The organism is Schleiferia thermophila (assembly GCF_003337435.1).
In the GTDB taxonomy this organism is placed as follows: domain Bacteria; phylum Bacteroidota; class Bacteroidia; order Flavobacteriales; family Schleiferiaceae; genus Schleiferia; species Schleiferia thermophila.
In genome coordinates, this window is the sequence record NZ_QPJS01000001.1 from 299,831 (window position 1) to 326,710 (window position 26,880).

The 26,880-nt window shown below is 47.2% G+C and carries 24 protein-coding genes; 8 read left to right on the forward strand and 16 right to left on the reverse strand.

All coding sequences use genetic code 11. The annotated features are described in order from the left end of the window. The first annotated feature begins 141 nt into the window (after window positions 1-141). The gene (gene ahcY, locus DES35_RS01325) at window positions 142-1,458 is read left to right on the forward strand and encodes an adenosylhomocysteinase (protein WP_037357868.1); all 1,317 of its coding nucleotides are present in this window, start codon (window positions 142-144) and stop codon (window positions 1,456-1,458) included. 116 nt (window positions 1,459-1,574) lie between these two features. Here ahcY and DES35_RS01330 read toward each other — a convergent pair whose 3' ends face one another. Further along, window positions 1,575-1,775 carry a hypothetical protein gene (locus DES35_RS01330; protein WP_037357870.1) on the reverse strand — a complete coding sequence of 67 codons (201 nt, stop codon included), beginning with the start codon at window positions 1,773-1,775 and terminating at the stop codon, window positions 1,575-1,577. 228 nt (window positions 1,776-2,003) lie between these two features. Here DES35_RS01330 and DES35_RS01335 point away from each other — a divergent pair, with 228 nt between their 5' ends. After that, a complete protein-coding gene (locus DES35_RS01335) occupies window positions 2,004-2,981 on the forward strand; it encodes a polyprenyl synthetase family protein (protein WP_037357872.1) in 978 nt (325 codons plus the stop codon). 59 nt (window positions 2,982-3,040) lie between these two features. Here DES35_RS01335 and DES35_RS01340 read toward each other — a convergent pair whose 3' ends face one another. The 4 genes from DES35_RS01340 to DES35_RS01355 all read right to left on the reverse strand — a co-directional run bounded on the left by DES35_RS01340 (window position 3,041) and on the right by DES35_RS01355 (window position 8,170). Continuing rightward, window positions 3,041-4,813 (reverse strand): AMP-dependent synthetase/ligase, encoded by a 1,773-nt coding sequence (locus DES35_RS01340; protein ID WP_114365583.1) that lies wholly within the window; start codon window positions 4,811-4,813, stop codon window positions 3,041-3,043. A 483-nt stretch (window positions 4,814-5,296) separates the two neighbouring features. Continuing rightward, entirely contained in the window at window positions 5,297-5,521 is a 225-nt protein-coding gene (locus DES35_RS01345) for a DUF2795 domain-containing protein (RefSeq protein WP_037357876.1), read from the reverse strand. Window positions 5,522-5,608: 87 nt separating this feature from the next. Next, window positions 5,609-6,154 carry a cob(I)yrinic acid a,c-diamide adenosyltransferase gene (locus tag DES35_RS01350; protein ID WP_114365584.1) on the reverse strand — a complete coding sequence of 182 codons (546 nt, stop codon included), beginning with the start codon at window positions 6,152-6,154 and terminating at the stop codon, window positions 5,609-5,611. Between the two features lie 39 nt (window positions 6,155-6,193). Continuing rightward, entirely contained in the window at window positions 6,194-8,170 is a 1,977-nt protein-coding gene (locus tag DES35_RS01355) for an OmpA family protein (protein WP_170125668.1), read from the reverse strand. Between the two features lie 22 nt (window positions 8,171-8,192). Between DES35_RS01355 and DES35_RS11385 the strand changes: the two genes are divergently transcribed. Next, a complete protein-coding gene (locus tag DES35_RS11385; protein ID WP_125039376.1) occupies window positions 8,193-8,393 on the forward strand; it encodes a YgaP family membrane protein in 201 nt (66 codons plus the stop codon). A 79-nt stretch (window positions 8,394-8,472) separates the two neighbouring features. Here the strand turns inward: DES35_RS11385 and dut are convergent, their stop codons facing one another. The 7 genes from dut to fabG all read right to left on the reverse strand — a co-directional run bounded on the left by dut (window position 8,473) and on the right by fabG (window position 16,784). Then, window positions 8,473-8,904: a dUTP diphosphatase gene (gene dut, locus DES35_RS01360; RefSeq protein WP_037358130.1), complete on the reverse strand. Its 432-nt coding sequence runs from the start codon at window positions 8,902-8,904 to the stop codon at window positions 8,473-8,475. After that, window positions 8,901-10,364 (reverse strand): polysaccharide biosynthesis C-terminal domain-containing protein, encoded by a 1,464-nt coding sequence (locus tag DES35_RS01365; protein ID WP_114365586.1) that lies wholly within the window; start codon window positions 10,362-10,364, stop codon window positions 8,901-8,903. Before DES35_RS01365 ends, dut begins: the two co-directional genes overlap by 4 nt. Before the next feature lie 536 nt (window positions 10,365-10,900). After that, window positions 10,901-11,656 (reverse strand): DUF4294 domain-containing protein, encoded by a 756-nt coding sequence (locus tag DES35_RS01370; RefSeq protein WP_114365587.1) that lies wholly within the window; start codon window positions 11,654-11,656, stop codon window positions 10,901-10,903. Beyond that, window positions 11,619-13,115 (reverse strand): acetyl-CoA carboxylase biotin carboxylase subunit, encoded by a 1,497-nt coding sequence (gene accC / locus DES35_RS01375; RefSeq protein WP_114365588.1) that lies wholly within the window; start codon window positions 13,113-13,115, stop codon window positions 11,619-11,621. The genes DES35_RS01370 and accC overlap by 38 nt, the downstream gene beginning before the upstream one ends. 14 nt (window positions 13,116-13,129) lie before the next feature. Continuing rightward, a complete protein-coding gene (locus DES35_RS01380) occupies window positions 13,130-13,948 on the reverse strand; it encodes a prohibitin family protein (RefSeq protein WP_037357890.1) in 819 nt (272 codons plus the stop codon). Between the two features lie 20 nt (window positions 13,949-13,968). Further along, the gene (locus tag DES35_RS01385) at window positions 13,969-16,014 is read right to left on the reverse strand and encodes a vWA domain-containing protein (protein WP_114365589.1); all 2,046 of its coding nucleotides are present in this window, start codon (window positions 16,012-16,014) and stop codon (window positions 13,969-13,971) included. Window positions 16,015-16,037: 23 nt separating this feature from the next. Next, on the reverse strand, window positions 16,038-16,784 hold the full coding sequence (gene fabG, locus DES35_RS01390) for a 3-oxoacyl-[acyl-carrier-protein] reductase (RefSeq protein WP_114365590.1): 747 nt from the start codon (window positions 16,782-16,784) through the stop codon (window positions 16,038-16,040). A gap of 141 nt (window positions 16,785-16,925) precedes the next feature. Here fabG and DES35_RS01395 point away from each other — a divergent pair, with 141 nt between their 5' ends. Further along, on the forward strand, window positions 16,926-18,104 hold the full coding sequence (locus tag DES35_RS01395) for an acyl-CoA dehydrogenase family protein (protein ID WP_114365591.1): 1,179 nt from the start codon (window positions 16,926-16,928) through the stop codon (window positions 18,102-18,104). 534 nt (window positions 18,105-18,638) lie between these two features. Here the strand turns inward: DES35_RS01395 and DES35_RS11475 are convergent. The 4 genes from DES35_RS11475 to DES35_RS01415 all read right to left on the reverse strand — a co-directional run bounded on the left by DES35_RS11475 (window position 18,639) and on the right by DES35_RS01415 (window position 21,849). Then, window positions 18,639-19,382 (reverse strand): TPM domain-containing protein, encoded by a 744-nt coding sequence (locus tag DES35_RS11475; RefSeq protein ID WP_114365592.1) that lies wholly within the window; start codon window positions 19,380-19,382, stop codon window positions 18,639-18,641. Continuing rightward, window positions 19,375-19,809 carry a TPM domain-containing protein gene (locus DES35_RS01405; RefSeq protein ID WP_114365593.1) on the reverse strand — a complete coding sequence of 145 codons (435 nt, stop codon included), beginning with the start codon at window positions 19,807-19,809 and terminating at the stop codon, window positions 19,375-19,377. Before DES35_RS01405 ends, DES35_RS11475 begins: the two co-directional genes overlap by 8 nt. 9 nt (window positions 19,810-19,818) lie before the next feature. Continuing rightward, window positions 19,819-20,418, reverse strand: a complete 600-nt coding sequence (locus DES35_RS01410) for a LemA family protein (protein WP_114365594.1) — start codon at window positions 20,416-20,418, stop codon at window positions 19,819-19,821. A gap of 129 nt (window positions 20,419-20,547) precedes the next feature. Next, a complete protein-coding gene (locus tag DES35_RS01415; protein WP_114365595.1) occupies window positions 20,548-21,849 on the reverse strand; it encodes an exonuclease domain-containing protein in 1,302 nt (433 codons plus the stop codon). A gap of 143 nt (window positions 21,850-21,992) precedes the next feature. Here DES35_RS01415 and DES35_RS01420 point away from each other — a divergent pair, with 143 nt between their 5' ends. Genes DES35_RS01420 through DES35_RS01435 form a run of 4 tightly spaced genes read left to right on the forward strand, consistent with a single transcriptional unit; the run spans window position 21,993 to window position 26,876 of the window. Further along, complete coding sequence (locus DES35_RS01420) at window positions 21,993-22,997, forward strand: sugar phosphate nucleotidyltransferase (RefSeq protein WP_114365596.1); 1,005 nt, start codon at window positions 21,993-21,995, stop codon at window positions 22,995-22,997. 3 nt (window positions 22,998-23,000) lie between these two features. Continuing rightward, on the forward strand, window positions 23,001-24,731 hold the full coding sequence (locus tag DES35_RS01425; RefSeq protein WP_114365597.1) for a tetratricopeptide repeat protein: 1,731 nt from the start codon (window positions 23,001-23,003) through the stop codon (window positions 24,729-24,731). Beyond that, window positions 24,728-25,495 (forward strand): DUF4292 domain-containing protein, encoded by a 768-nt coding sequence (locus DES35_RS01430; protein WP_114365598.1) that lies wholly within the window; start codon window positions 24,728-24,730, stop codon window positions 25,493-25,495. Before DES35_RS01425 ends, DES35_RS01430 begins: the two co-directional genes overlap by 4 nt. Then, complete coding sequence (locus DES35_RS01435) at window positions 25,470-26,876, forward strand: murein hydrolase activator EnvC family protein (RefSeq protein WP_051889255.1); 1,407 nt, start codon at window positions 25,470-25,472, stop codon at window positions 26,874-26,876. The genes DES35_RS01430 and DES35_RS01435 overlap by 26 nt, the downstream gene beginning before the upstream one ends. Window positions 26,877-26,880 lie beyond the last annotated feature (4 nt).

Here is a 26,880-nt window from a genome sequence, read left to right on the forward strand (position 1 = left end):
TGGTCATTTTTAAATGATATTCGGTAATTACATTAATATATTTCTTTGTGTTTGTGTGTTGGTAATGGACTTCGTTATTTGTGAATTTAACAATTAAAAAAAATTCTGGTTGTTAACTTTGCTGTCCTTAATATATTCATTATGAATGTTACTGAGACAAAATTTATCCCATACAAAGTAAAAGATTTATCACTGGCAGAGTGGGGCAGGAAAGAAATTCAGCTGGCCGAAGCCGAGATGCCCGGATTAATGGCTTTAAGAAAGAAGTACGGTGAATCGAAACCGTTAAAAGGAGCTCGAATTGCTGGGTGCCTGCATATGACTATTCAAACGGCTGTATTGATTGAAACCCTTGTGGAACTGGGGGCCGAGGTTACCTGGTCTTCATGCAATATTTTTTCTACACAAGACCATGCTGCAGCTGCCATTGCAGCTCGAGGCATACAGGTATATGCATGGAAAGGCATGACTGAAGAAGAGTTTGAATGGTGTATTGAGCAAACACTCTTTTTTGGACCTGAGCGTAAACCCTTGAATATGATTTTGGATGATGGTGGTGATCTCACAAATATGGTTCTTGATCGCTATCCTGAGCTCGTACCCGGAATTCGCGGTATCTCAGAGGAGACGACCACTGGTGTACACCGCCTCTATGAGCGTATGAAAAAGGGAACGCTGCCTTTACCAGCTATCAACATCAATGACTCTGTTACGAAGTCAAAGTTTGACAACAAATACGGCTGTCGTGAATCTGCAGTGGATGCTGTACGTCGTGCAACTGATGTAATGATAGCAGGCAAAGTAGTAGTAGTCGCCGGTTATGGAGATGTGGGCAAGGGAACAGCTGCATCTTTCAGAGGGGCCGGAGCTCGGGTCATTGTCACAGAGATAGATCCCATTTGTGCCTTGCAGGCAGCAATGGATGGATATGAGGTGAAAAAAATGATTAATGCTGTACCATTGGCAGATATTGTAATCACTGCTACTGGAAATTGTGATATCGTTCGGGAAGAACACTTCCGGCTTATGAAAGACAAAACCATCGTATGCAATATTGGCCACTTTGATAATGAAATAGATGTAGCCTGGCTTAAGAAGAACTATGGTCATACCCATGTCAACATCAAACCTCAGGTCGATTTGTACAACGTGGACGGTAAAGACATTATTCTACTTGCCGAGGGTCGCCTTGTTAATCTTGGCTGTGCCACTGGTCATCCATCCTTTGTGATGTCAAATTCTTTTACCAACCAAGTGCTCGCTCAGATGGAGCTATGGACCAACGGTGAAAAGTATGAAAATAAAGTTTACACACTACCAATGCATTTGGATGAAATGGTTGCCAGACTTCACCTTGAAAAAATAGGTGCAGAACTCGATGAACTTACTCCCAAACAAGCTGAATATATTGGAGTAAATATGGAAGGACCTTACAAGCCTTCATATTACAGGTACTAATATGCACATTAATCAAAGGAATTAGCCGTCAATGCTTTTAGACGGCTTTTTTTTTAAATTAAAAAGCCATCTCATTTGATGAGATGGCTCTTAATACTCTTTAAACTACTTTCTGATTACTCAGCAGGAGTTTCTGCTTGCTCTTCATCAGCAGCTTGTTCAGCTTCAGCAGTTTCAGCAGCTTCTTCCTGAGTAGCTTCTTCTTGTGCTACTTCTTCAGTCTGAGTTTCTTCTTGAGATGTTTGTTCAGCAGCGTTGTTGCATGCTACAAAGGCTACCATAGCAAGGGCAGCGATGAACAGATTCACTTTTTTCATGACGCGTAAAGGTTTATGGGTTTATAATTCTGGTACAAAAGTATGGAGAAGAATTTTCAACAAACAAGTTAGCTGGTTTCTTTTCACTTGATTTACAGTTGGTTTTAATAAGGTTTTAACTATGGTTGCTTTTTATACTAAATAAAAGTTATAGGTGAATCTCTGGCGCACTGCATTGCCCAACTTTGATGCTTTGTATGAGGTTACTTTTGTCCATAATCTATAAATATGGTCAATTTTGAAAAATATCTGAAAATCCTTAATGATCAATTACTTCGATTCGAATCGGGCAAGTATCCGGAAAACCTTCACCAGCCAGTTCGATATTTCCTCGGATTAGGGGGAAAACGCATTAGGCCGGTTTTGGTGTTGATGGGTTATGAGTTGTTTGATTCTCAGTATGAAAAAGCTCTGCACCAGGCACTAGCGATTGAATTATTTCACAACTTTAGTTTGATACACGACGATATAATGGATAAAGCTGACTTACGAAGAGGTCAGAGCACTGTCCACAAAAAATGGAATGAATCAACTGCTATATTGGCAGGAGATTTAATGCTGATAAAGGCCTATGAATTGCTGGCGGATGCGCCATCGAAATTTTTACCGGCCATTTTTGAATGTTTTAATAAAATGGCGGTAGAAGTGTGTGAAGGTCAGCAAATGGATATGGATTTTGAACGTGCAGATGCGGTGGAGGAAGAGTTGTACTTAGAAATGATTCGAAAAAAGACTTCTGTGCTTCTGGGTGCAGCATTACAGATTGGTGCACTTCGGGCAGGAGCTGATGCCGGGCCTGCTGAGCTGCTGTATGAATTTGGTGTGAATATCGGCATGGCATTTCAGATGATGGATGATTTCCTGGATGTATTTGGTTCGTCTGAAAAAACGGGGAAAGTAGAAGGCGGAGATGTGCTAAATGGTAAAAAAACATTGCTTTATCTGCACAGTATGAATCATCTGAGTCCAACCGAAAAAGAGCAGCTGATGGAGGTTTATTTGCCGACGTGCAAGCGGACACCTAAAGAAAGAGTCGAAGTGGCACGGAAATTATTCCTCCGCACGAAATCCGATGTTTATCTGAAACAAAAGGCCAAGGATTATTATACCGTTGGAATTAATTTGCTGAAGAGTATCGATCAATCACCGGAAAGGTTAAGACCGCTCTTGGAATTGGCGGAATTCCTTGCCAACCGGGACTATTAAACGAATAAGCCCCCATGAGATTCTGGGGGCTTATGTTTGGACATAAAAATTTCATTTTCCTATCCTTCAGCATATATCTTCTTGTATAGGTCCTGGTATTTGTTTAAAATGACCTTTCTGCGCAGTTTCATGGTGGGAGTCAGATGCCCGGCTTCAATGGTCCATTGATCCGGTGTCAACTCAAATTTTTTGATTTTTTCCCAGTTGCCAAATTCCTGGTTGTATTTGTCAATTTCTCTTTGATATCGTTCAATTATTCGGGGATTTTTTATCATTTCTTCATTGGATGTATAGGGGATTCCTTTTCTTTCGCACCATTGTTTCAGGAATACAAAATCCGGTTGAATAAGGGCGGCAGGGTGTTTTTCGTTTTCGCCAATGACCATGATTTGTTCGATGAATCGACTTTCTTTAAATTTATTTTCCATGATTTGAGGGGCGATGTATTTTCCTCCCGAAGTTTTAAAAATTTCTTTTTTTCGGTCAGTGATTTTGAGATATTGCCCTTCTACCATTTCGCCAATGTCGCCGGTGTGGAAAAATCCATCTTCGTCGATGACCTGAGCAGTGAGGTCAGGTCGTTTGTAATAACCCATCATTACGTTTGGACCTTTGACAAGGATTTCTCCATCATCAGCGATTTTTACCTGACATTCTTTAATGGGGCGACCTACCGTGCCGATTCGCGTTCCGTCGTTTTTAGGGCAGTTTACGGCCACTACGGGTGATGTTTCAGTGAGGCCATAGCCTTCTTGAATGTTAATACCAGCGGCCAGGAAGATGCGGCATAATCTGGGATTGAGTGCAGCTGCTCCGGACGCAATTGCCAAAACCCGGCCTCCCAGAGCTTCCTGCCATTTGCTGAAGATGAGTTTTCGGGCTATTTTGAGTTTGAAATGATAGAAAGCGCTTTTTCCTTTGACGTCGTACTCTTCGGCCAGGTTCACAGCCCAGAAAAAAAGTGCTTTTTTAATACCGGTCAGGGCAGCTCCCTTGTCCATGATTTTGGCAAATACTTTTTCCAAAAGTCTGGGTACTGCGGTGAAAATGGTAGGTTTAACCTCTCTTAGGTTATCGCCTATGGTTTCGAGGCTTTCTGCGTAGTAGACGGACATGCTGTTGTAGCAGTACAGGTAGTTAAGCATACGCTCGTAGATATGACACATAGGCAGAAAGCTGAGGGCTATTCCCTGGTCTGTGATGGGCAGCCGGTCCTGACAGTTTTTAACGTTGCTGGCAATGTTTCGGTGGCAGAGCATTACCCCCTTTGGCCGGCCGGTAGTTCCCGAGGTATAGATGAGGGTGGCCAATTGCTCGGGGTCTATTTGCTCCATTATTTTTTCCAGTTCGGCTCTTTTGTTTGATTTTTTACCTAATTCTATTACCTGATTGTAATTAGGCAGACCTTCAACCTCATCAAAAACATATACAGACTGTAATGAAGGAACCTGGGGTTTTATGCGCATTACTTTATCATACAGGTCCTTATCCGATACGAAGCAAATTTTTACTTCAGCATCATTGAATATGAAAATGTAGTCCCCTTCGGAGGCTGTGGGATATACGGGTACGTTGATGGCTCCGCATTGCATGATTCCTATGTCGCAAAAATTCCATTCGAACCGATTATTGGTGCTGATCAATGCTATTTTGTCATCAGGTTTGATTCCTAACTCCATTAAACCTAATGAAATGCAATCAGATGTTTCAACATATTCCTTAGTGGGGATTTCTTTCCAAACTCCGTTTCTCTTTGAAGCAAGGGATACTTGTAATGGCTTGGTAGCAAGTTGATATCTTGGAAAATCGAATAATCTGGTCGGTTCTTTCATTGTTAAAGATTTTGTAATGTTTGCAAATTAAATAAAATTTTATGCAAGCGTTCAATAATGGTCGTTAAAAATTCTCCTTTAGAGGAGTTCAAAAGTAGTAATGTGAAACATGAAATGCTGATGTAGAAGTCAAAAGTTCCATTTGTCCAGACTGCCAGAGCGATATGAAATCAGCAGCTGGATTTGGATTGTCATTTACGAGTGGAACTGGACGTTTCTGCGAAGCTCTGAGTAAAATTCGGTGTTCGTGTATTTGCTGTTGACAATTAGAATATCACATTTTGAGCATTGGTGTGCATATGATATGACCAAAAACTCATTTTTTTGCGAAGAAGATAAGTGTACGCGATAAAATGCTTCAGACTTGAGCATCAGTGAAATAAAATGTTGGAATTCAATAAAAAATCCGGAAAAATTATGATAATAAAATAAAAAAACCGCCTCTATGTCGGAGACGGTGTGCAGATTGTTACGCGTTTGGTTTTAGTACTCGTCTTCGTTCCAAAGAAAATCCTCCTGGGTTGGGTAGTCTGGCCAGATGTCTTCAATGGATTCGTAAATTTCACCCTCATCATCTTCAATGGCCTGGAGGTTTTCAATCACCTCAAGAGGTGCACCCGTCCTGATGGCGTAGTCAATAAGCTCATCTTTGGTAGCAGGCCAAGGTGCATCGCTGAGATAGGAGGCCAACTCTAATGTCCAATACATCCTTTAAGGGTTTTAAAATTGCTGCAAAAGTATAAAAAAATCAAATTAGTTTTACAATACTAACAGGGTTAAATATAAAAAAAATTATCATTCCGATTTCCAGATAATTTCTTCAGAACCTGTAAGAAATAATGTATATCTTGCCAATACAAATAGATAGTCGGATAGTCTGTTCAGGTATTTAATGATGTCGGGATTGATTTGTTCTTCGGATGCCAGGAATACGGTTACGCGTTCTGCTCTTCTGCACACACAACGGGCGATATGGCAATAGGACGCTATGGAATGTCCTCCGGGAAGAATGAAGTTTTTTAATGGTTTGAGGTGTGAGCTCATTTCGTCGATGGAATTTTCCAATAGTTCACAGCTTTCAGATGGCCATGGAGGTAGGCTGGAGGTGGTTTGGTCATTTTCAGCAGCCAGGTAGCTGCCTGCCAAAAAGAGTGTCTTCTGGACCTGATGGAGTTGTTTTTTGATGTCAGGATGCATGTGCTCATCGGCGATGAGTCCGATCCACGAGTTGAGTTCATCCAATGTACCATAGGCTTCGATGCGCAGGTGATACTTATCAACCCGGCTTCCTCCGAGGAGTGAAGTTTGTCCGGTGTCACCGGTTTTTGTGTAAATTTTCATGGAATCTGTTGTTTTTGTTTAAAATAAGTCTTTAGCTACTTAGAGTTCTTTAATGACGAAGACGGTCCTTCTGTTCAGAGCCCGGCCGCTATCGGTCTGGTTAGAGGCGATGGGCCTGTCGGGACCAAAACCCCGGTAAGTCATTCTGGTGGAGGGTATCCCCTTTTTAACGAGGTATTCGTAGACTACACGGGCTCGATTTTCAGAAAGTACCAGGTTGTCGTCGCGGGTGCCTACATCATCGGTATGTCCTTGAATTTCAATTTTAATGTGTTTGTTTGCGATGAGAAATTCATAAAATTCTTCCAGAATTCTAATGGCTTTTTTATCGAGCTCATACGAGTTGGTGGCGAAATTGATGTCGTGTATTCTGTATTCTTCGCCTTTTTTCATTTTTTTCAGTTCAATGGTTTCCCCGGCAACTAGGTGGTTTTGGTTGGGGTCTTGCTCGGATTCACTGGCAGCATAGTATCGGGAAGTAAAGGCGGTACCTGATTTTTCGGCTATTAGAATGAGGTCATCGGATTTTTGGGTAGTAATTGCAACTGAAAATAATCCGGATACTGTATCTATTCTGGCTCGTGTGACCTCGGATGACCGGACATTTTTAATTTTTACTTCGACCTGGCCTGGTGGATTTCCTTGTTCTTCTACCAGTTGGCCGGTGAGGAGTCTTGTATAGGCTGGTTTTGCCGGGTCGGGCAGGTCGAAGTAAAAAATGTCCCAGCCTCCTTTTCCTTTGATTTTATCGGTACTGATGAATCCTCTGCTGCCGTCCAGACTTACGAAGAGGCCAACTTCGTCATTTTCGGTGTTGATGGGATAGCCGATGTTTTCGGGTGAGCTCCATTGACCGGTTTTTTTATCGAGTCTGGAGTAGAAGATATCCAAACCTCCAAGTCCGGGGTGTCCGTTGGAAGCAAAGTACAGGGTGAGGCCATCGGAATGGATGTATGGGGATTTTTCATCTCTGGCTGTGTTGATGGTAGGGCCAAGGTTTTCTGGTGTGCTCCAGCTTCCGTCAGGTAGTCTGTAAGAGCGATAGAGGTCGATACCTCCCAGACCGCCCTTGCGATTGGAGGCAAAATACAGCCAGTCGCCGTTGGCGGTAACCGATGGTTGGGACTCCCAGGAGTCGGGTCGGTTGATATGGTCGCCTACACTTTTGGGTTCGCTCCACGTTCCTCTTGTGTAGGTGGAGTAGTATATGTCGCAGTTTTGGTAGCCAGATGGCAGCAACTCGCAGATGGTAAAGTAGAGTTCGCGATTGTCGCCTGTGATGGAGGGGCCTCCTTCATTGAAATATTGGTTGAAGGGAGCAGGTAATGGATTTCCTCTATCGAATTTGCCATCGGGTCTCTTTTCGGCAAGTGAAAACCTTTCGACGATGCGCTCTGTGACTGCCGGGCCGCTGCGTCGGTCGAGTTCTTTGGCTCGGCGGGTAAAGAAGCAATATTTTCCATCGGGTGAGATTGTGGCCAGGTATTCATCTGCTTGTGTGCAAATATCTTCCAGTGGTTTTGGGTTGAAGATTACTGGATTTTCTCTCAGAGAGCGCTCCATATCCATGGTGTGGATGATTTCCTGTGCCTCTCTGGCAAATTGAGGTTCCCGGTCCGGGTGCTTGATATATTTTTTCAGTAATTCGTGGCCTTTGGTCGTTTTCCCGTTTTCTACCAAAACCACTCCTAAAAAAAAGAGTACATCGGCTTTGTAGTCCGGACAAAGCTCCAGAAGGCGCATCCAGGAGGCCTCTGCTTCGCGGGTACGCCCGCCTCGTACTGCTGTTTCGCCATATAGGTAGAGGGCATGGGGACATTCATTGTCGTAGCTAATCATGAGGTCGGCATATCGACGAATTTCAGCATAATTTTTTGATCGCCAGGCTCGGTTCCATTTTTCTATTTGTGCTTTGGCTTTGTCATGGCAGGGGTGGTCACATTCACCGAGCTCCGGCTGGGCAGAGGCAAAGTTGAAAAGGCCGATCAAGGTCACACTTGCGAATATGAATTTCATTTTATTTTTGAAAAAAACAACCATGAAAGCTAACGTAGGAACTGTAGACAAAGGTATTCGACTCACCTTAGCAGGCGTATTGATCATATTGTATTTTACAAAAGTACTAACTGGTACGCCGGGATTGGTGGGGTTGGTGGTGGCCGGATTGCTGGTATTTACTTCATTAGTGAAGTTTTGTCCGGCATACACTCTTTTTGGCATTAATACCTGCAAGCGGTAAGATAAACCGCGCGGGCTTTCATTTTGTGCAATTTTAGGGAGGTACTATTTCAACTTTCTGGGACTATCTCTTGGGGAGTTTATTGTCCTGTGGAGCCAAAACCGCCAGTGCCCCGCTCGGTGTGAGGTAGCTCTGAAACCGGGGTCCATTCTACTCGGGTGTAGGAGGCTACTACAAGCTGGGCAATGCGGTCGCCTGGCTTTATTTCAAAGGGTTCATTGCCGTGGTTGATTAGTATGACGCCTATTTCGCCTCTGTAGTCGGCATCGATGGTGCCGGGAGCATTGAGGCAGGTGATACCGTGCTTTAGAGCCAATCCGCTTCTGGGGCGTACTTGTGCTTCAAATCCCTCTGGCAGTGCGATACGGATGCCGGTGGGGATGATTTGCCGTTCGCCGGGGTGTATTGTAATGGACTCTTTGATGTGTGCTCTGAGGTCCATACCTGCTGAATGGGGAGTCTGATATTCGGGCAGGGGATTGGCGCTTTGGTTGATGATGGATACTTTTATCGATTCCATTTGGTTTTCAATTGCTTAAGAAATGGGATAAGTTGTTGCTTGTTGATGGATACCAGCATGAGGAGTGTGGTGAAAAAGACCAGTATTCTCAGCCAGTGGTGGGAGGATAGACAAAGTACAAAGGAGGCTGCGGTGGCCAATAAAATATTGGCTGCAATCCTGCTTACCGGGTAGGGGATGGGGTAGTGTTTACGGCTTAGGTGATAGGAAACGAGCGTCATTGTAGCATGGGAGACCAGTAGTGCAAGTGATGCGCCGAGTATGCCAAGTGAGGGGATCAGGGAGATATTGAGTGTAAGATTGGCAAAGGCGCCGGTTCCGCTGATGAGGATACCGTATTCGGTTTTTTCGGTGACTTTGTACCAGATGTTTAGATTGAAAATGATACCAAGCAGCATCTGTGCGCTGAACAGAATGGGGAGTATGTACAAGCCTTCCCAGAACTTGTTGTGGATGAAGTATTTTATCAAAGGAAGGAATAGGCTGAGTACAACTACTGCAAGTGCCATCAGAACGACAAAAATATCCATGACCCTGGCGTAGAGTGCGGGTGCGTGGATGTTGTCAGCGTTTTTGAAGAAAAAGGGTTCGGCGGCATATCTGAAAGCCTGGAGGAAGAGGGAGATAAAGACCGATAGACGGAATACAGCGGCATAAACTCCTAATTCTTCCAGGGATGTAGCAGGGGGCAGGAGGTATTTGAGCAGTTGTCTGTCGAATACTTCGTTGATAATTCCGGGTAGACCTGCCAACATGACCGGAAGGCCATATCGCAGGATTTTTCTGAGCGGGTAGGCTGGTTCTTGAGTGGTATAAATTGGTTTGAGCAATGGGGCAAGAAGCAGGAGCTGAACTACTACTGCTGCGGCATTTGCGAGGAAGATACCCAGTACCGGATTCACCGGGGCTGGCAGGTAGAGTCCTCTTTCCATAGTGTATGGCACCAACAGAAAGAAATAGAGATTCAGGCCAATGTTGATACAAATATTGGTAAGCCTGATGAGGGCAAATTTCATGGCTTTGCCTTGCTGTCTGAGGCGGGCATAGGGCAGGGTAGCGAGTACTTCGCCTGAGAGTATTACCATCAGCAGCCAGAGGTATTCCGGATGTGCTGTGTAGCGCATGGCCTTTAGGATGTAAGACTGAAGCAGCAGAACCAGAATGTTGAAGATAAGGACGCCTGAGAAGAGTATGAGATAAGTTTGCCGGAAGATAGCCTTTTCGCTGACATCCCGGCGCGTGGAAAATCGAAAGTAGGTAGTCTCGAGTCCGAGCGTGAGCACTACGGTGAGCACTGCTATCCAGGAGTAGATGTCGGTGTTGATGCCCATCTGCCCTTTGCTGAGTACGTATGTGTGCAATGGGGTAAGCAGGAAATAGGCCAGGCGACCGATGATGGATGAAAGGCCGTATATGGCTGTCTGGCCTGCCAGTGAACGCAATGAGGACAATCTGGTTTGGATTAATCGAGTGGCAAATAAACGTAAAAATACGGTTTGGGGGGAGTGGTGAATGTGTGGTGATGGGTTACAGGAGAGTTTTTAAGGATTGGTAGGAGGGGGGATGTTGAGTGTGTTGTTTAAAGCGGTGAGGATATCGTTTGCGATTGTGGACAGGGATTGGGGATTATTTTTTAAGTCCTTGCGGGTGTAGGAAGTGGATTAATTAGTGAGGTGCACTTGTGTACGGATGGAGTGGTATAGAGGGATTTTGCAGATATGGGGTATTTGTGATTGGGACTTTTAGGGCGGGGTAAGTCATTGGTTTTGGATTGAAGCGGTGATTTATTGAACAGGACAATGCGCCAGGGCGGAGGCGGATATGAGCTGCAGCGGGCGGGCCAGTGGCTCACGGGCGAGGAGGCGGAGCGGCAGCAAGCCACCGCAGCCCGATGTGCCACGCCCGATCCGCAAAGGGAATAGGAGCCGTAGACCGACCCCCGGCCGCGCCTTCATGCGGCCGGGGGGGCGCCCAAAAGGAAAATGTTTTAAAATATCTGCCACCAGCGTCGCCGTGGTTTTTGGATAACTTCGCCGGTGTCGTCGAAGTCGGCGGGGTCAAATATTTTCTTCTGCCTGGGGGTGAGGATGCCTTCGGCAAAGGCGCGCTGGAGGATGTTTTCGATGAAACGGTCTTCGGGGTCGTTTTCGGGGTCGTATTGTTTTTTGAGGGAGATTTCGTAGAAGTTGGCGGTGATGTTGTAGAGAAAGGCGCGCATGCCTCCGCGGTATTGCTGGATGAGGTCGTAGGTGGTGATGCCGGTTTCGCGGTAGATGAGTTTGCAAAGGATTTGCCCTTCGGAGCGGGTGAGTCGCTTGAGTTCTTCTGCGAATTCTTGCTCGAGATATTCCTGAAATTGCTTGATGAAGCGTTTTTTATCGCGTTCGCGACGCAGGAGTGAGAGGCGAAACTGCAGGGAGTCGAGCTTGTCGCCGGCGATGACGGCGTAGGGATATACTTTGTGGACTTTGCGACGAAGCAGATAGTAACGACGGCGGGCTTCATCGGAGTCGAAGGCGGGTGTGGAGACGAAAAGTACTTCGTCGAGTATCCAGATGGGGACGGTGTCGCCGTCGATGATGATGGCGTGGAGGCGGTTTTCTTTGTTTTGGTAGATGTAGTTGAGGATGCTGTCCTGGGTTTGCTTTTCGGTGGGTTGTGCCAGTGCATGGTGGTACAGGCACAACCACCAGAGCGCGAGGAGGCTAATAGATCTGACGTCGAATTTTCCAGAGGGAGACATCGCTGGTGTGGGATTGTCCGTTTTGGGAGATAACGGGTGGGTTGGAATTATGGTATGCCCAGGCGGCAGCTGTGAGGGCGGCTACGGTGATTTCTTCGTCGGTAGGGGCTGGAAGCTGGTCGGGTGTGAAGTGTTGCTTAACGAAGTTGGTATCGAAGTCGCCGGAGAGGAATGCGGGGTGCTGCATGACGTATTCGATAAAGGGCAGAGTGGTGTGCACACCTGCGATTTCATAGTCGCGGCAGGCGCGAATCATGCGTTGTATGGCTTCGGTACGGGTGCTGCCATAGGTGATGAGTTTGGCAATCATGGGGTCGTAGTAGATGGGGATTTGCATGCCTTGGCGGTAGCCGTCGTCTACGCGTATGCCGGGGCCTGAGGGCTGGTTGTATACGGTGAGGGTGCCGATGTCGGGGGTAAAGTTTTCCCAGGGATTTTCGGCGTATACACGGGCTTCGATGGCGTGGCCGCGTATGCTCAGGTCGTCTTGAGTGTAGCCGAGGGGCTCGCCACGGGCTATGCGGATTTGCTCGCGTACGAGGTCGATGCCGGTGATGAGCTCTGTGACGGGATGCTCTACCTGCAGACGGGTATTCATTTCAAGAAAGTAAAAGTTGAGTCCGGCATCTACGAGAAATTCTACCGTGCCGGCTCCTACGTAGCCGCAGGCGCGTGCTACATTGACAGCGGCTTGTCCCATAGCCCGGCGCAGTTGGGGTGTAACAAGGGCACTGGGGGCTTCTTCTACTACTTTTTGATGACGGCGTTGTATGCTGCATTCTCGCTCAAAGAGGTAGACTACTTGGCCGTGCTGGTCGGCGAGGATTTGAATTTCGATGTGGCGGGGTTTTTCGACGAATTTTTCGATGAAAACGGCTCCGTTGCCGAAGGCTGAGGTGGCTTCGTTAATGGCCAGTTGCATTTGTTCCTCGAGCATGTCGATGTCTTCGACCAATCGCATACCTTTACCTCCACCGCCTGCCGATGCTTTGATGATGATGGGCAGGCCGATACGACGGGCTACTTCGAGGGCTTGGTCGATATGGCTTACCGCTTCATCGGTGCCGGGTACCAGAGGGACGCCAAAGGCTTTTACGGCATTTTTGGCCGATAGCTTGTCGCCCATGATTTCCATGGCTGTGGGTGGAGGACCGATGAATGTAAGGCCGCTGTCTTGTACCAGTCGGGCAAAGGCAGCATTTTCGCTCAGGAATCCATAGCCCGGATGTATGGCATCAGCTCCTGTGCGCAAGGCTGCTTCGACAATCGCTTCTCCGCGCAGGTAGCTTTGTGAAGAGGGAGCCGGCCCTATACAGACTGCCTCATCGGCGTAGTATACGTGTGGGCTGCTGGCATCAGCTTCGCTGTAGACGGCTACGGTGGCTATGCCCATATCTCTGGCAGTCTTCATGATGCGGAGGGCTATTTCGCCCCTGTTGGCTATGAGTATTTTTTTCATTCGTCAGAAGTGTGTTATTTGTTGTCGCCCAATATGATGGGTAGTCCGTTTCGAGAGTTACCGATGATGACGACTTTTGAGTTGTTGCTTTCTGCCAGTTTCAGGGTGGCTTCAATGCCTTTTTCTTGCAGGATTTTTTCGGTCAGTGAGCGGTTGATGATGTCATAGGCCTCTGCTTTGCCTTTGGCTTCGATTCGAAGTCTTTCGGCTTCTTTTTCAGCGGCTTCCAATCTGAATTCGTATTCCAGAGCTATTTGTTCTTGTTTGAGTTTCTTTTCGATGGCTTCCTGAAGGGAGGTTGGCAGTGTAACATCGCGGATGAGTACATCATCGAGCAGAATGTGTTTACCGGCTATGGATTTGCGGGTACGATTCATGATTTCGTCTTCGATTACTTCGCGTTTGGTAGAGTAGAGCTCTTCGGGCAGGTATTTGCCAATGACTTCGCGTGTTGCGGAGCGTATGGCGGGATTTACGATTTTTTCGTGGTAGTTGGGTCCGACTTCGTCGTGCAGTAAGGGAAGGCGGTCTTCTTTGGGTTTATACCAGTATGAAACATCCACGCGGATGGTCAGTCCGTTGCGTGAAAGTACTTCCATCATGGAGTTGGCTTCCTGAATTTTGACATCGTACTTATACATCTTGTTCCAGGGTGCGATAAAGTGGAAGCCCTGGTCAAAAATCTTTTTTTTGTCGATGCCTCCGCTAAAAGTTCGGAAGATGACCCCCTTTTGGCCGAAGTCGATTGTAGTTGTAATGGAACCCCACAACAAAACCACAAGTAATACAGCCAAAAACCCGCCAACGAGCAAAAATGGTAGACTGCGATTCATGATTGAAGAAGATTTAGTGGTTAATAACTGCCCAAATATCGCCTTAAAAACCACTCGGCCGCCAGTAAGAGAAAGATTAAAATGAAATAGGGCCACCATTCGATGAGTTGAAATTTTTCTGTGCGGGTGATTAGACGGGGTGCAAAATCTCTGGCCCTTAAAGAAGCTTCCAGCTGGTCGAGCTGGTTGAGGGTAAAAAACTCCCCATCGGTGTTTTGTGCGATTTGTCTGAGCCTGGGATGGTCGGCTGTGATTTCGGAGGTTTCTACATCGTATTCCTGTATGATGATAAAGCCCCTGTCGTTCCATTTTGCAGAAGCTTTGACGGCTTGAGCTGTCCAGTTGTAGACGCCAGGATTCAGGTCTTTAATGGCAGTTGAGTAATATCCGGATTCAGGGCTGAAGTTGTAGCTGAAAGTTCTGCCAGCGGTATCTCGGAAGGCGATGGATACTTGAGCACCCGACACCGGTAAGCTGGCTTCATCGGTCAGGTACGCTTTTGCTGTGATGAGGTCGCCGGAATAGGCTCGTCCTGGTATGATGACTTCAAAAGGACGTTGGTTTTCTCCTGAGGTCAGCCATCGCATCAAAGGCATCCAGAGGTTTACCATGCCCATGGTATCGCTTTCAGCCATTCGATGATTTCGCCATTTCCACAAGCCTTCTCCATTGAACAGGACAATTCTCCGACCTGATTCTCTGAGCAGGGTAAGAGGACGGGAGGTGGACACTCCATTGATTTTTTGAAAGTTCATGATTTCATCTTCATTGGCACCTGTAATGCCGTAGAAAACATCAATGGGTGGCATTCCGGTGGCTGAGCTAGCAGTGAAAAAACTCTGCTCAACCTTGTAAAATTTGTCGTTGATGGCGGGGAAAGCCTTATCCGGGCGGGCAAACCGTGTAAATTCCAGTCCGGTGAGGGTCGCCAGTGCCCGGGTGTCTGCTCCATAGCCAGCAATCATCAGCAGGGGTACAGAAGCTTTGCGCTTCAGGTAGGCAAAGGTTTCCGGATGTGCAGGGCTGTGCACAATGGCAAAATCCGGCTCATCGGAGAAATATTTCAGACTATCTGGCGCTACAATTTTCAGGTCGTGCTCCGAATGCCTCAAGACGTATTCTTTTAGAATACCAATGTCAGGATGCTTGATTTCATCGATGAGCAGCACCTTTTTTCGGTCCTCGGTTACCTCTACATAGAAGGTAAATGAGTTGTTTTTCAGATTACGCTCACCTGGCACAGCTGTGATAGAGACCGTGTACTTATGAATGCCGGCTTTATCAGCTTTGATTTTAAATTTTGCGGATTTGGTGGCTATGTCCTCAGCAGGCGAAAAGGCTGCTCGGTTTGTGACCACTCCCTGGCCTGAGACGGTCAGCTCCAGATTTTTTCCGGTAAGAAAGGTGGCTTTGGCTATTACTTCTATTTCGAACGTGGTGTTGGGAAGCACCTTTCGTGGGTGAATGACAGAATATACCCCAGCATCCGGTACTACAGCAGTATCGCCTGTACCTACTACAAACACTGGTACTCTAAGCCCCGATACAAAAAATTCCGGGGAATAGGAAGTGTTAAAAATTCCATCGGTCACCAGTACCACAGCTGCTATTTCATCCCTTGCCCGGGTTTGCTGCAGATGACGGATCCATTGGTATCCATCTGTCCTGTTGTGATCAAAGTCAAAATTCGGTTTTTCTGTGACTTCCTGACCAAATCCGATTACATCGGCAAGGAACAGTCCCTTGAGATTTGAATTGATGTTATCGATTTTTTTTGCCAGCTGCCTTACCTCAGAGGAGTCCTGTGAAAGTACCATGCTTCGCGAGTGGTCCACCACCCATACCAGCGATTTGGGTTGCAGCTCTGCCTTTTGAAAGATGACATAGGGATGCACCAACAGGAAGGTGAGCAGGGCAAGGGCGGTCAAACGCAATCCTCTGAGCAGTCGGTACATTCTCCTTCCAAAAATAGCTGCCTGCCCTCTGTAGAGCCAATGAACCAGTACAATGGCTCCTGACAGAGCCACTATCCACCACAAGAGCGAGTATTCGGTGCCAATCTGCATAATCCCTCCTTAGCCGGAAGTCGTCACGTCAGCATTCCACCGCATACATGGATGGTTTGCCCGGTGATGTAGGCGGATAGGTCGCTGGCCAAAAACAAGCAAGCATTGGCTACATCTTCCGGTGTACCTCCACGCTTGAGCGGAATGCTGTCTCTCCAGCCCTGAACGGTTTTCTCATCCAGTACAGCAGTCATTTCAGTTTCGATGAAACCGGGTGCTATGGCATTGCAGCGAATGTTGCGGGAGCCAAGCTCCAGCGCTACAGATTTGGTAAAACCTATGGCTCCTGCCTTCGATGCTGCGTAATTGGCCTGCCCGGCATTGCCCTTTACTCCTACCACACTGCTGATGTTGATGATCGAACCGCTGCGCGCCTTCATCATCGGCTTAATTACGGCCTTGGTCAGATTAAAGACTGAGTTCAGATTGACCTTAATTACTTGATTGAAATCCTCCTCGCTCATGCGCAGCAACAAGTTGTCTTTCGTAATACCGGCATTATTGACCAGGACATCAATTTTCCCAAACTCTGCCAACACTTCATTTACCAATGCCTCAGCCTGAGTAAAGTCAGAAGCATCACTTCTGTAGCCTTTCACTTTTACACCGAATTGTGAGAGCTCACGCTCGAGCGCCTGCCCTTTTTCTACCGACGACAGATAGGTAAACGCCACCTGACAGCCATTTCTGGCAAATACCTCGGCAATACCACGCCCGATCCCCTTGGATGCTCCGGTGATCAAGGCTACTTTATTCTCTAACAATTTCATGCAAGTGACAAATTTTTCAAATCCCGGTGCCAAAGATAGACACGTTTTACAAAGTCAACCTTTTGCGCATTACAGGCCTTCTACCATCCAATCGCCTTCCAGCGGTACATTTGCCCGAAAGATTAAAATCCCGAAAACAGCATGAGCAACGATTTATTTCAGTCGCACGACTACTACCTGGTGGATGAATTGCTGAGCGAAGAGCACAAACTCGTGCGCAACACCACCCGCGAATGGGTCAAAAGAGAAGTCACTCCCATCATCGAAGAATATGCCCAGCGCGCAGAATTTCCGGCTCACCTGCGCAAAGGACTGGCCGAAATCGGCGCCTATGGCCCCTTCATTCCGCAGGAATACGGGGGCGCCGGTCTTGACTACATCTCCTACGGTTTAATGATGCAGGAAATCGAACGCGGTGACAGCGGCATACGCTCCACTTGTTCCGTACAGTCCTCGCTGGTCATGTTTCCTATCTACAAATACGGCTCCGAAGAGCAAAAGCGCAAATACCTCCCCCGACTGGCCTCGGGCGAACTGCTCGGTGCCTTCGGCCTCACCGAACCCAACTACGGCTCCAATCCCGGCGGCATGGTCACCCACTTCAAAGACATGGGCGACCACTACCTGCTCAACGGCAGTAAAATGTGGATCAGCAACGCTCCCATCTGCGACATCGCCATCGTCTGGGCCAAAAATGAAGAAGGACGCATCCACGGCCTCATCGTAGAGCGTGGCATGGAAGGCTTCTCCACGCCCGAAACCAAAAACAAATGGAGCCTCCGCGCCAGCTCCACCGGCGAACTGGTCTTCGACAACGTACGAGTACCCAAAGAAAACCTGCTGCCCGGCCGCTCAGGCCTCGGCGCCCCCCTCTCATGCCTCGACAGCGCCCGCTATGGCATCGCCTGGGGAGCCATCGGCGTGGCCCTCGACTGCTACGACACCGCCCTGCGCTACGCCAAGCAACGCATCCAATTCGATAAGCCCATCGCTGCCTTCCAGCTTCAGCAAAAGAAACTCGCCGAAATGATCACCGAAATCACCAAAGCCCAACTGCTCGCCTGGCGCCTCGGCACCCTTCGCAACGAAGACCGCGCCACCACAGCCCAAATCTCTATGGCCAAGCGCAACAATGTAGAAATAGCCCTCCGCGTCGCCCGCGAAGCCCGTCAGATTCTCGGCGGCATGGGCATCACCGGCGACTATCCCATCATGCGCCACATGATGAACCTCGAGTCCGTCATCACCTACGAAGGCACACACGACATCCACCTGCTCATCACCGGAGCCGACATCACCGGCATCCCCGCCTTCAAATAATACTTCCTCACCAAGGCCGTCAGCACCCTCACAAGCCCCCTGAGCGTTTTTTTTACTAGTGTTTGGGCGCCTCCCCCGGCCGCTTTTAACGGCGGCCGGGGGCCGGTCTGCGGCTCCTACTCACCTTGCAGAGCGGGCGTGGCACATCGGGCTGCGGTGGCTTGCTACCGCTCCGCCTCCTCGCCCCTGTGCCACAAAGCCCGCCGGCTGCGGCTCATATCCGCCTCCGCCCTGGCGCATTTCGCCCGCCACTATCAGAAAGGTTGGCTCTCGTTAGTCAAAACCAGATGAACTTCAGAAACTCACAAATTTTACCCCCCATACCAATGCAGTGCAATAATTTCATCAAGGGACTATTTCCCCGGTCCACTCTGCAACATTTGCAAATACCTCCCATTCAATTATCATCACCCACCGGCCTATGAGCCGATTAGCGACATTTGCCCGGGTAAGCAAGTAAAAATTTCACAGTAAAAACTAGATACATCACATCTACGAAGTCGCTAAATCCAGTCCTTTTACCTGGCTTAAAACCTACCAACGGCCACCGGCACCTCCCCCGCCAAATCCTCCACCGCCGAATCCACCCCAGCCGCCCGCGCTGCCTCCCCAGCCGGAGAAACCACCGCCTCTGCTCACCGGCGGAAAAATCACAGGCCCTCCGCCTTTCAGCCCTCCACCTTTTCTTGGTGTACGCGTCATAATAAACAATATGACAAAAACAATCAGAACAATAAGCCACATTGGTATCTCCTCACCTCTCTGACCTTTGACTTTTGGAAAATTTTCTTCAGCTCCTCTGCTTTTGATAGCCTGTATGGCCAACCTAAGCCCTTCGTAATATCGACCTTGCCTGAAATATGGTTTCATAATTTCCTCCACGATGCGCTTGGCAATGGCATCGGGCAGAAACCCTTCTGCACCATACCCCGTTTGGATGAAAATGGCTCTGTCTTCCAGAGCGATATAGATCAGTACACCATTGTTGGATTCCTTTGATCCTACCCCCCAACCCCTCGCGATGGCCAATGACCTGTCAAACTCACTCTCACCCCCCAAGGTAGGCTCTATACACACAGCTATCTGAATACCAGTGCTGTCCTCAAAAGCGATGAGCTCCTGGTTGAGTTTTTTTGCTTCTACAGGCGCTAGAAAAGCTCCCGTATAATCATTGACCGGTGCCCTGTAAGTAGGAATCGGCCTGCTCTCGGTGCGGGCCGGCAGCCATGTCAGACCAAAAACAGAAAGAACAAGTGAAACCAGCCAGTTTTTAATCATACGAAATGTGATTTGGCAACTGGTTTTTGCTAGCAGGCCGCCCCGGGAAAAACATGGCCAGCGATTCTCCAGCCTGTTTGATGCCCGCAATCAGCCCATCAGCAAAACGCCCCTTTTTAAACTCCTGGACCATGGCATCGCGGGTAGCATCCCAGAAGTCTTGACCTACCAACTTGTTGATACCTTCATCACCGATGATGGCAAATTCCTTTTTCACCGGACAGATGTAAATCAGTACTCCATTCCGTTCCTCCGTATTGTCCATTCCAAGCTCTGCAAACTTATCCACAGCTGCCATCAGCACATCGTCGTAGTCCGACTTATGGGTAATGTGGATGCGAATCTCTCCTCGACAGACCTTCTCTGCTTCAACTATGGCTTGCTCGATTCGCTGAACTTCCTGCTCGGTCAGAAATTCCCTTTCCATAAGGATCTTTTATTTGAAATCAAATTGAACCTCCGGGGCTTTCTCTGCTCCTGCCTCGCTTTTAAACATAGCTTTAGGTTCAAATCCAAATACTGAAGCCCAGAATCTGCCGGGAAATCTCTTAACCGCTTTGTTGTATACGGCTACTACGTCGTTGAAGTCTCTTCGGGCTGTGGCGATTCTGTTTTCAGTGCCCTCCAGCTGGGCTTGTAGCTCCAGAAAGTTTTGGTTGGCCTTCAGCTCAGGGTACCGCTCCACCACCACCAGCAGTCTGCTCAAAGCTGACCTCATTTGGTCCTGAGCAGCCTGAAATTCGGCTAGTTTCTCTTCTGTCAATTCATTGGCATTGAGCTGGATAGATCCTACTCTTGCTCTTGCTTCAGTGATCTCGGTGAGGGTGCTTCTTTCAAAGTCTGCTGCTCCCTGTACAGTTTTTACCAGATTGCCGATCAGGTCCAGCCTTCTCTGGTATTGCGTCTGCACATTGGCCCAGGCTTTTTCTGCGTTTTCATTAAATTCCACAAACTGATTGTAGGTGTTGCAGCCATTGAAACCAACCAATGCAAGCAAACCTGCTATCACCAATAAAATAAGATTTCCCTTTTTCATCTTTTAAATTTTCACGCGAATGTATGCTCAAAAGAACTTTTGCCTGAAGTATTGTTCAGAGTTTTATTTAAAAGGATTGACACTGAAAGGCCGATAGCCGGGCAGAAGTTTATCCCTCTGTAGCATTCGCTACAATGGGGTCTCCCCGGAGCTGTACAAAGGTTCATCATCTCCTGGTAGTGTATTCATTGGTATTGGCCGGATGTTGTGCGCATGCTTCTGCAGCCATTCTCTTATAAATCCTCTGATGACAGCATCTTCTGGTATGGGCGAGAGGGTTTTTTTAAATGCTTCGAATCGGACGAGTTCGTGGTGGAGTCGGTAGTAACCATAGCCCACAGCGGTGTAGTTTTCGATCAGTATCACGGCTGTCTCATCCAGAGATCGCCCGCTGAGTTGTATCAGCATGTCTTTTCGTTCATACACCAATTGTTTCACCCGATCGATGGCTTCTTCGGTATGGTCGGGAAGGGGCTGATCGAGGAGTTTTTTCATGCACTGAACGGCCTGATGTCTCATCTCTAAACTTATCAGAGATGCTTGGGGAGGTGATTTCTGTCGGACCAGCCCATACCTCCCCCCGGAAAATACTATATGCCATTCAGGAAGCCAGTGGTATGCGTAGGTTGCAGGCAGCGAAAAGTTCCGGGATTCGACGTACAGTTTGATTTTTGAAATCAAGTCATTGCCGGTGAGTTCCGTCTGCAAGTCTGCGATGCTGGAGCTGAGTGTATCGTCTAGCAAGAAGAGCTGATGCAGCTCGGCAAAGAGATTTTTTGAAAATCCGGTCTTCAGTATCTTACCTTGCTGGTCTCTCAGATAGTAAACACCCGGCTTTGGCTGCACCAGGTCGAGCAAACGGTTCAGCTTGCCAGAAGCAGGGTGTTTTTCCAGATTCGTGCTGCCCGGGCTGGCCAAAGTGAGAATTTCCTTTTTCTGGTCTTTTTCCAGCAGTATTTTGAACAGCTCCAGGGTCACCCGTGCATCACCAGCTGCCCTGTGCCGCTGAGGATTGTAAATGTTTAATTCACGACACACGTTCTCAAGACCATAGGATTTTAATCCAGGAATCAGCTTCTGTGTCAGTGGTATGGTATCAAGTGTCTTTCGATTGAACTCATAGCCTAAAGCTGCAAATTCCTGCACCAACATCCGGTAATCAAACCCGACATTATGACCTACCATGATGGCATCTTCCGTGATTTGAACAATGCGCTTGGCCAATTCGTAAAATTTCGGTGCCCTGCGCAGCATGTTGGGCGTAATACCGGTCAATTTCTGCACATAGGGCTGAATGTATCCGCTGCAGTGGACCAGGCTGATGAGTTGGTCTACAACCTGCTGTCCGTCAAAGCGAAATATGGCTATTTCGATGATTTTTTCCTTTCCGGGTTTTCCTCCTGAGCTTTCGATATCGATAATTGCATACATGAGCACAAAGTAACTCTTCCGACACAAGCTTCCTGGTTGAATTTTCCTAAAAAAACAGGGTTAGGTCTATTTTATGTGTTACTTTTCATACCCTTGCCCGTAAATTCGCCCTTAGTTTCAATTAACCAAGAGCATTCAGAATTATGAAAGTAATTGTTCCAATGGCAGGTAGGGGCACCCGACTGCGTCCGCATACACTTACCACACCCAAACCATTAATTCCGATAGCCGGAAAACCGGTGGTCCAACGGCTGATGGAAGACATTGTAAAAATTTGTGGTCAGAAAGTAGAAGAAATTGCCTATGTAATCGGAGATTTTGGCAAGGAAACTGAGCAAATGCTGATAGAAGTCGCCCAAAGGCTTGGAGCCAAAGGCACCATTTATTATCAGGATCAGCCGCTGGGCACTGCTCATGCCATACTTTGTGCAGGTCCATCACTCACCGGACCTGTAGTCATTGCCTTTGCAGACACACTTTTCAGAGCTGATTTTACTCTCGACAGCAGCCTCGACGGGGTGATCTGGACCAAAAAAGTGGACAATCCCAGACAATTTGGCGTGGTGAAAAAAGATGAAAACGGCTTTATCACCGACTTTGTCGAAAAACCCGAGCATTTCGTTTCCGATGAAGCCATAATCGGCATCTACTTCTTCAAAGACGGGGAATACCTCAAAAGCGAACTGCAATATCTGATTGACCACAATATCAAAGAAAAAGGGGAGTATCAGCTCACCAATGCAATGGAAAACATGAAAAACAAAGGCAGTAAATTCAAAACAGGAGCTGTAGATGAATGGATGGACTGCGGCAATAAACAAGTAGTCCTTGAAACCAACATGAAAATACTCGAATTTGTAAAAAATGACGAACAACTCATTCACCCGAACGCACACATCGAAAATTCTGAAATTACAGAACCTTGTTTTATTGGCAATGGTGCCCGCATTGTCAATTCCAAAATTGGCCCCTATGTTTCCGTTGGAGAAAATTCAACCATACAAAATGCACAGCTCACACAGACCATAATTGGCCGGGATACCGTTATCAAAAATGTCGGGTTGACTCAATCCATGATCGGAAATCACGTATATTTCGATGGAAATTTTAAAGAAGTCAGCATTGGCGACTACAGCAGATTGGAATAAACCATGCAGTATAGACCAATAAAAAAAATATCAATCGCATTCTTAATTCTAGGATGGGCAGCTGCCATCCTCTCCGTAGCGCAGCCAGAAGAAGGTACTGATCTGGCTGCAGCTCACTCAGCCTCATTGCCATTTGACAACAATTTTTTTGAAGGCAATCGAGCATACGCCATTAACAACTATCTGGAAGCCATACCTTTTCTGAAAAATTGTTTGAATTTTCGACCAGACGAACATTCCGTGCACCACATTTTATCCAAAATTTACAAAGAACTTGGTCGAGCCGAAGAGGCCTTTTTCCATGCCGGAGAAGCAGTCAGGCTAAATCCTCAGAATTACTGGTACTACGTAGCACAATCTGAAATTTACAGAAAATTCAATTACTACAAACAAGCAGCTGACGCACTGATGGAAGCCTCCAGGCTGGTACCAAGCGGTGCGAAAGGACTTCAACTGGAAGCCGCAGACCTCTACATCGAGGCAATGGAATACAAGCTTGCCTTAAAAATTCTGGACCAACTGGAAAAAAAAGCAGGCTTGCAAGACGATATCATTCGCCGGAAATACAACATCCTTATCAAATTAGGTAAAACAAAACAAGCCGAAAAATTACTAGAAAAGCTTCGCAATACCAACAATACCTCAGACCTCATCAATGGAGCATTGCTCAACCACTACAAATACTTCAGAAAAGACGCAAAGCGCGAAAAACTTCTCAAAGATTGGCTGCGAATTGCTCCGGAAAATGGGGAAGTGATGGTCGAACTTGCCAACCTGTACCTCGAAAAAAACCGAAAAGATCAAGCGCTGCATCAATTTAAAAAGGCAATGACCCAATCCGATCTCGATGGGCGTCGGAGTGTAGAAATACTGCTGTTTTTAGTTCAGAAATTCAGTGAGATCCCATTTGATGAGACAAAAAAACTGGCTGAAAATGTGGCCAGCCACCACCCCTATTCACCAGAGGCACAAGCCATGTTGGGTGATCTTCTGGCCAGGGAAGGAAACATTGATCAGGCCATAGAAGCCTATAAAAAAACACTCAGCAATGGCGGCAGAAAAGAAACGGTGTATCAAAACCTTTTGCTTCTGCTTAATGATAAAAAGAGGTTTGATGAAATACTTGATTTTGGTACTGAGGCCATCGCAAACTTTCAAGATAATCCACTTTTTTATGTTCTCACGGCCATGGCGGCCTTTCAGATAGCGGATTACCAAAAAGCAGTTGAACTTGCAAAGTCCGGCCTGCCATTCAGCGTAGGTAACAAACAGGTAAAGTTTCAGTTGCATTACCTATTGGCCGAAAGCAATCATCACTTGTCCAATCACCACGCGAGCGATGACCACTTCGAAAAAGCCCTTAACATCGATCCCAACAACATTTCAGCTCTCAATAATTATGCTTACTACCTTGCCGAGCGGGAGCAAAATCTCGATAAAGCACTTGTGCTCATCACCCGTGCGGGGTCTATAGCCAATGATCACCCCTCAGTACTCGATACTTGGGCTTGGGTATTGTACAAAAGAGGAGAATATGAAGAGGCACTTGTCAAAATAAAAAAAGCCATCGAAATTGATGGTGGCAAAAGCGCCATATTACTCGAACACTACGGAGATATACTCTTCACACTTGGCAAAGCCAATGAAGCAATAGTCGCATGGCATCAAGCACTTGCCATTGACAAGGAGAATAGCAAACTTTTGAGCAAAATCAATAATCATTCACTCCGTTGAACCAAAAAACTGTATTGATTGCAATAGCATTGTTGGCAGTTTCCTGCAAAGGAAAAAAAACCACCACCAGAGGACCTGCCGAGTTGCCGGCTCCTTCTATAGCCGAAAGCATCCTTTCCAAAATACCTTCCTATCCATATCTCACCCTTAAAGGAAAAGGAACCTACAGAGATCAATCCGCCAACCAAAATTTTCGTTTTGACATACGAATTCAAAATGAAGACCGAATACTGGCTGAAGTCTCCGACCCAATCCTTGGACTCAGAGTAGCCAGATTGTATGCCGATGGAGATACCTTTCTCTTTATCAATCGCATGGAAAAAACCTATATTGCCGGAAACAGCACAGACATCAGCAGGCTTGCAGGCATCGAAATTCGCACCGATGATCTGATACGATTGGTCAAAGCATTGCCCGTCCGCTGGAATGCCCATTGGAAGCCAGAGACAGAAGGTCACGAGCTCATTCACCTCTACAGCATAATCCCAATCGATCAGACCGACCACCTCAACGGAGAACTTTTCATATCGGGTTTTGATTTTAAAATCCGAAAACAAATTTTGTCAGGAAATCCATACTGGCTGATGGCAGCCTATGATTACACCAGCCAATCCGAAACAATCGCACCCCGGATGATCACTTTCACATTGAAAGCCAAAGGCATCGAAAACCATCTCATACTTTCAAACGACCGGGTAAGCAGCGAATACTTTGAAATCAAAATTCCTGAAATACCCAATGGATATACTCCGGTGCGTTGGTAAAGTGGCATGCATCCTGGCCCTATCGGTAGGAGCTCTTTGTGCCCAGAGCATATCCCAAAAAGAAAAATTGCAACAACAACGAGCTAAGCTGCTCGATGAAATAAAACTTGCCAATTTTCTGCTACAGGAAAACAAAGCCAATCAGGCAAACAGTCTGACCATAATCGAAACGCTTTCCCAAAAAATAAAAATCCGTGAACAACTGATTGATAATCTCGAAGCTGAGCTTCAATTTATCCAGCAAGACATAGAACAATCAACACGCGAAATCCTGGAACTGGAAAAAGAAGTTCAGACTCAGCGAGACAACTATGCTGAAATGATACGCCGGGCCTACAACAGCCGCAGTCGACATGCCCGTCTTATGTTTATCCTGTCAAGTCAGAACGCCTACCAGGCCATCAGGCGGATGCAATACTTGCGTCAGTTGGCCAATGCCAGAAGGAGGCAGATCCATCTGACCATCGAAAAGGAAAAATTGCTGCAGGAGCAAATCGCCCGACTTCAAGCCCGAAAAAACAGCCAGCAAAAACTGCTCGCCAGTCAGGTAGATGAACGCAACCAACTGTCCGCGGAAAAAAAAATGCTGGAGGAACTGGTGAGAACCCTTAATATTCAAAACCGTCAGCTGGAACGCCAGATCGCTGAAAAGCAGAAGCAAAGCAAAGATCTGGAACGCGAGATTCAGCGCCTGATAGCCCTCGAAATCAGGCGTGCCCGTGAAGCAGCAGAACGCAAGGCTTTAGAAGAGCGGGCTGCCTCAGAAGGCCTTGTAAAAGGAAAAGATTACACAGCACGAACGCCCAACACTGAGCTCGAGAAGCTCATCGCCAGAAAAAGAGCTCAAAACGATGCTGCAAGACGAGCAGCCACGGCTTCAGCACCTGCAAGCCGACCAGAGGCACCTGCGGCTTCGACAGGTCCTGTAGCCGATGCTCTGAAATCTACACCTGAAGCCCGTCAGTTAGCGGCTAATTTCGCTGCCAACAGAGCCAGGCTTCCCTGGCCTGTGGATAGAGGCATAGTGGTACAGCGATATGGAAAGCAGCAGCACGAAGTAGCGAAGTATGTGGTGGTCGAAAATCCGGGAATCAACATTGCCACAGAAAAAGGGTCAAAGGCCAAAGCTGTGTTTGACGGGGAAGTTACCGGAGTGCTGCAATTGCCTGATGGCTCAATGGCAGTATTGCTAAAACACGGAAATTTCTTTACCGTCTATGCCAATCTAATCAATGTACTGGTAAAGAGCGGGGACAAGATAAAAAACAGGCAAGAGCTGGGTACGGTGTTTACCGACTTTAAAGAAGGAAAGACGATTTTACACTTTGAAGTCTGGGAGGAGTCAAGACACATGGACCCCATGCTGTGGCTTCAGAAGTAGCAAG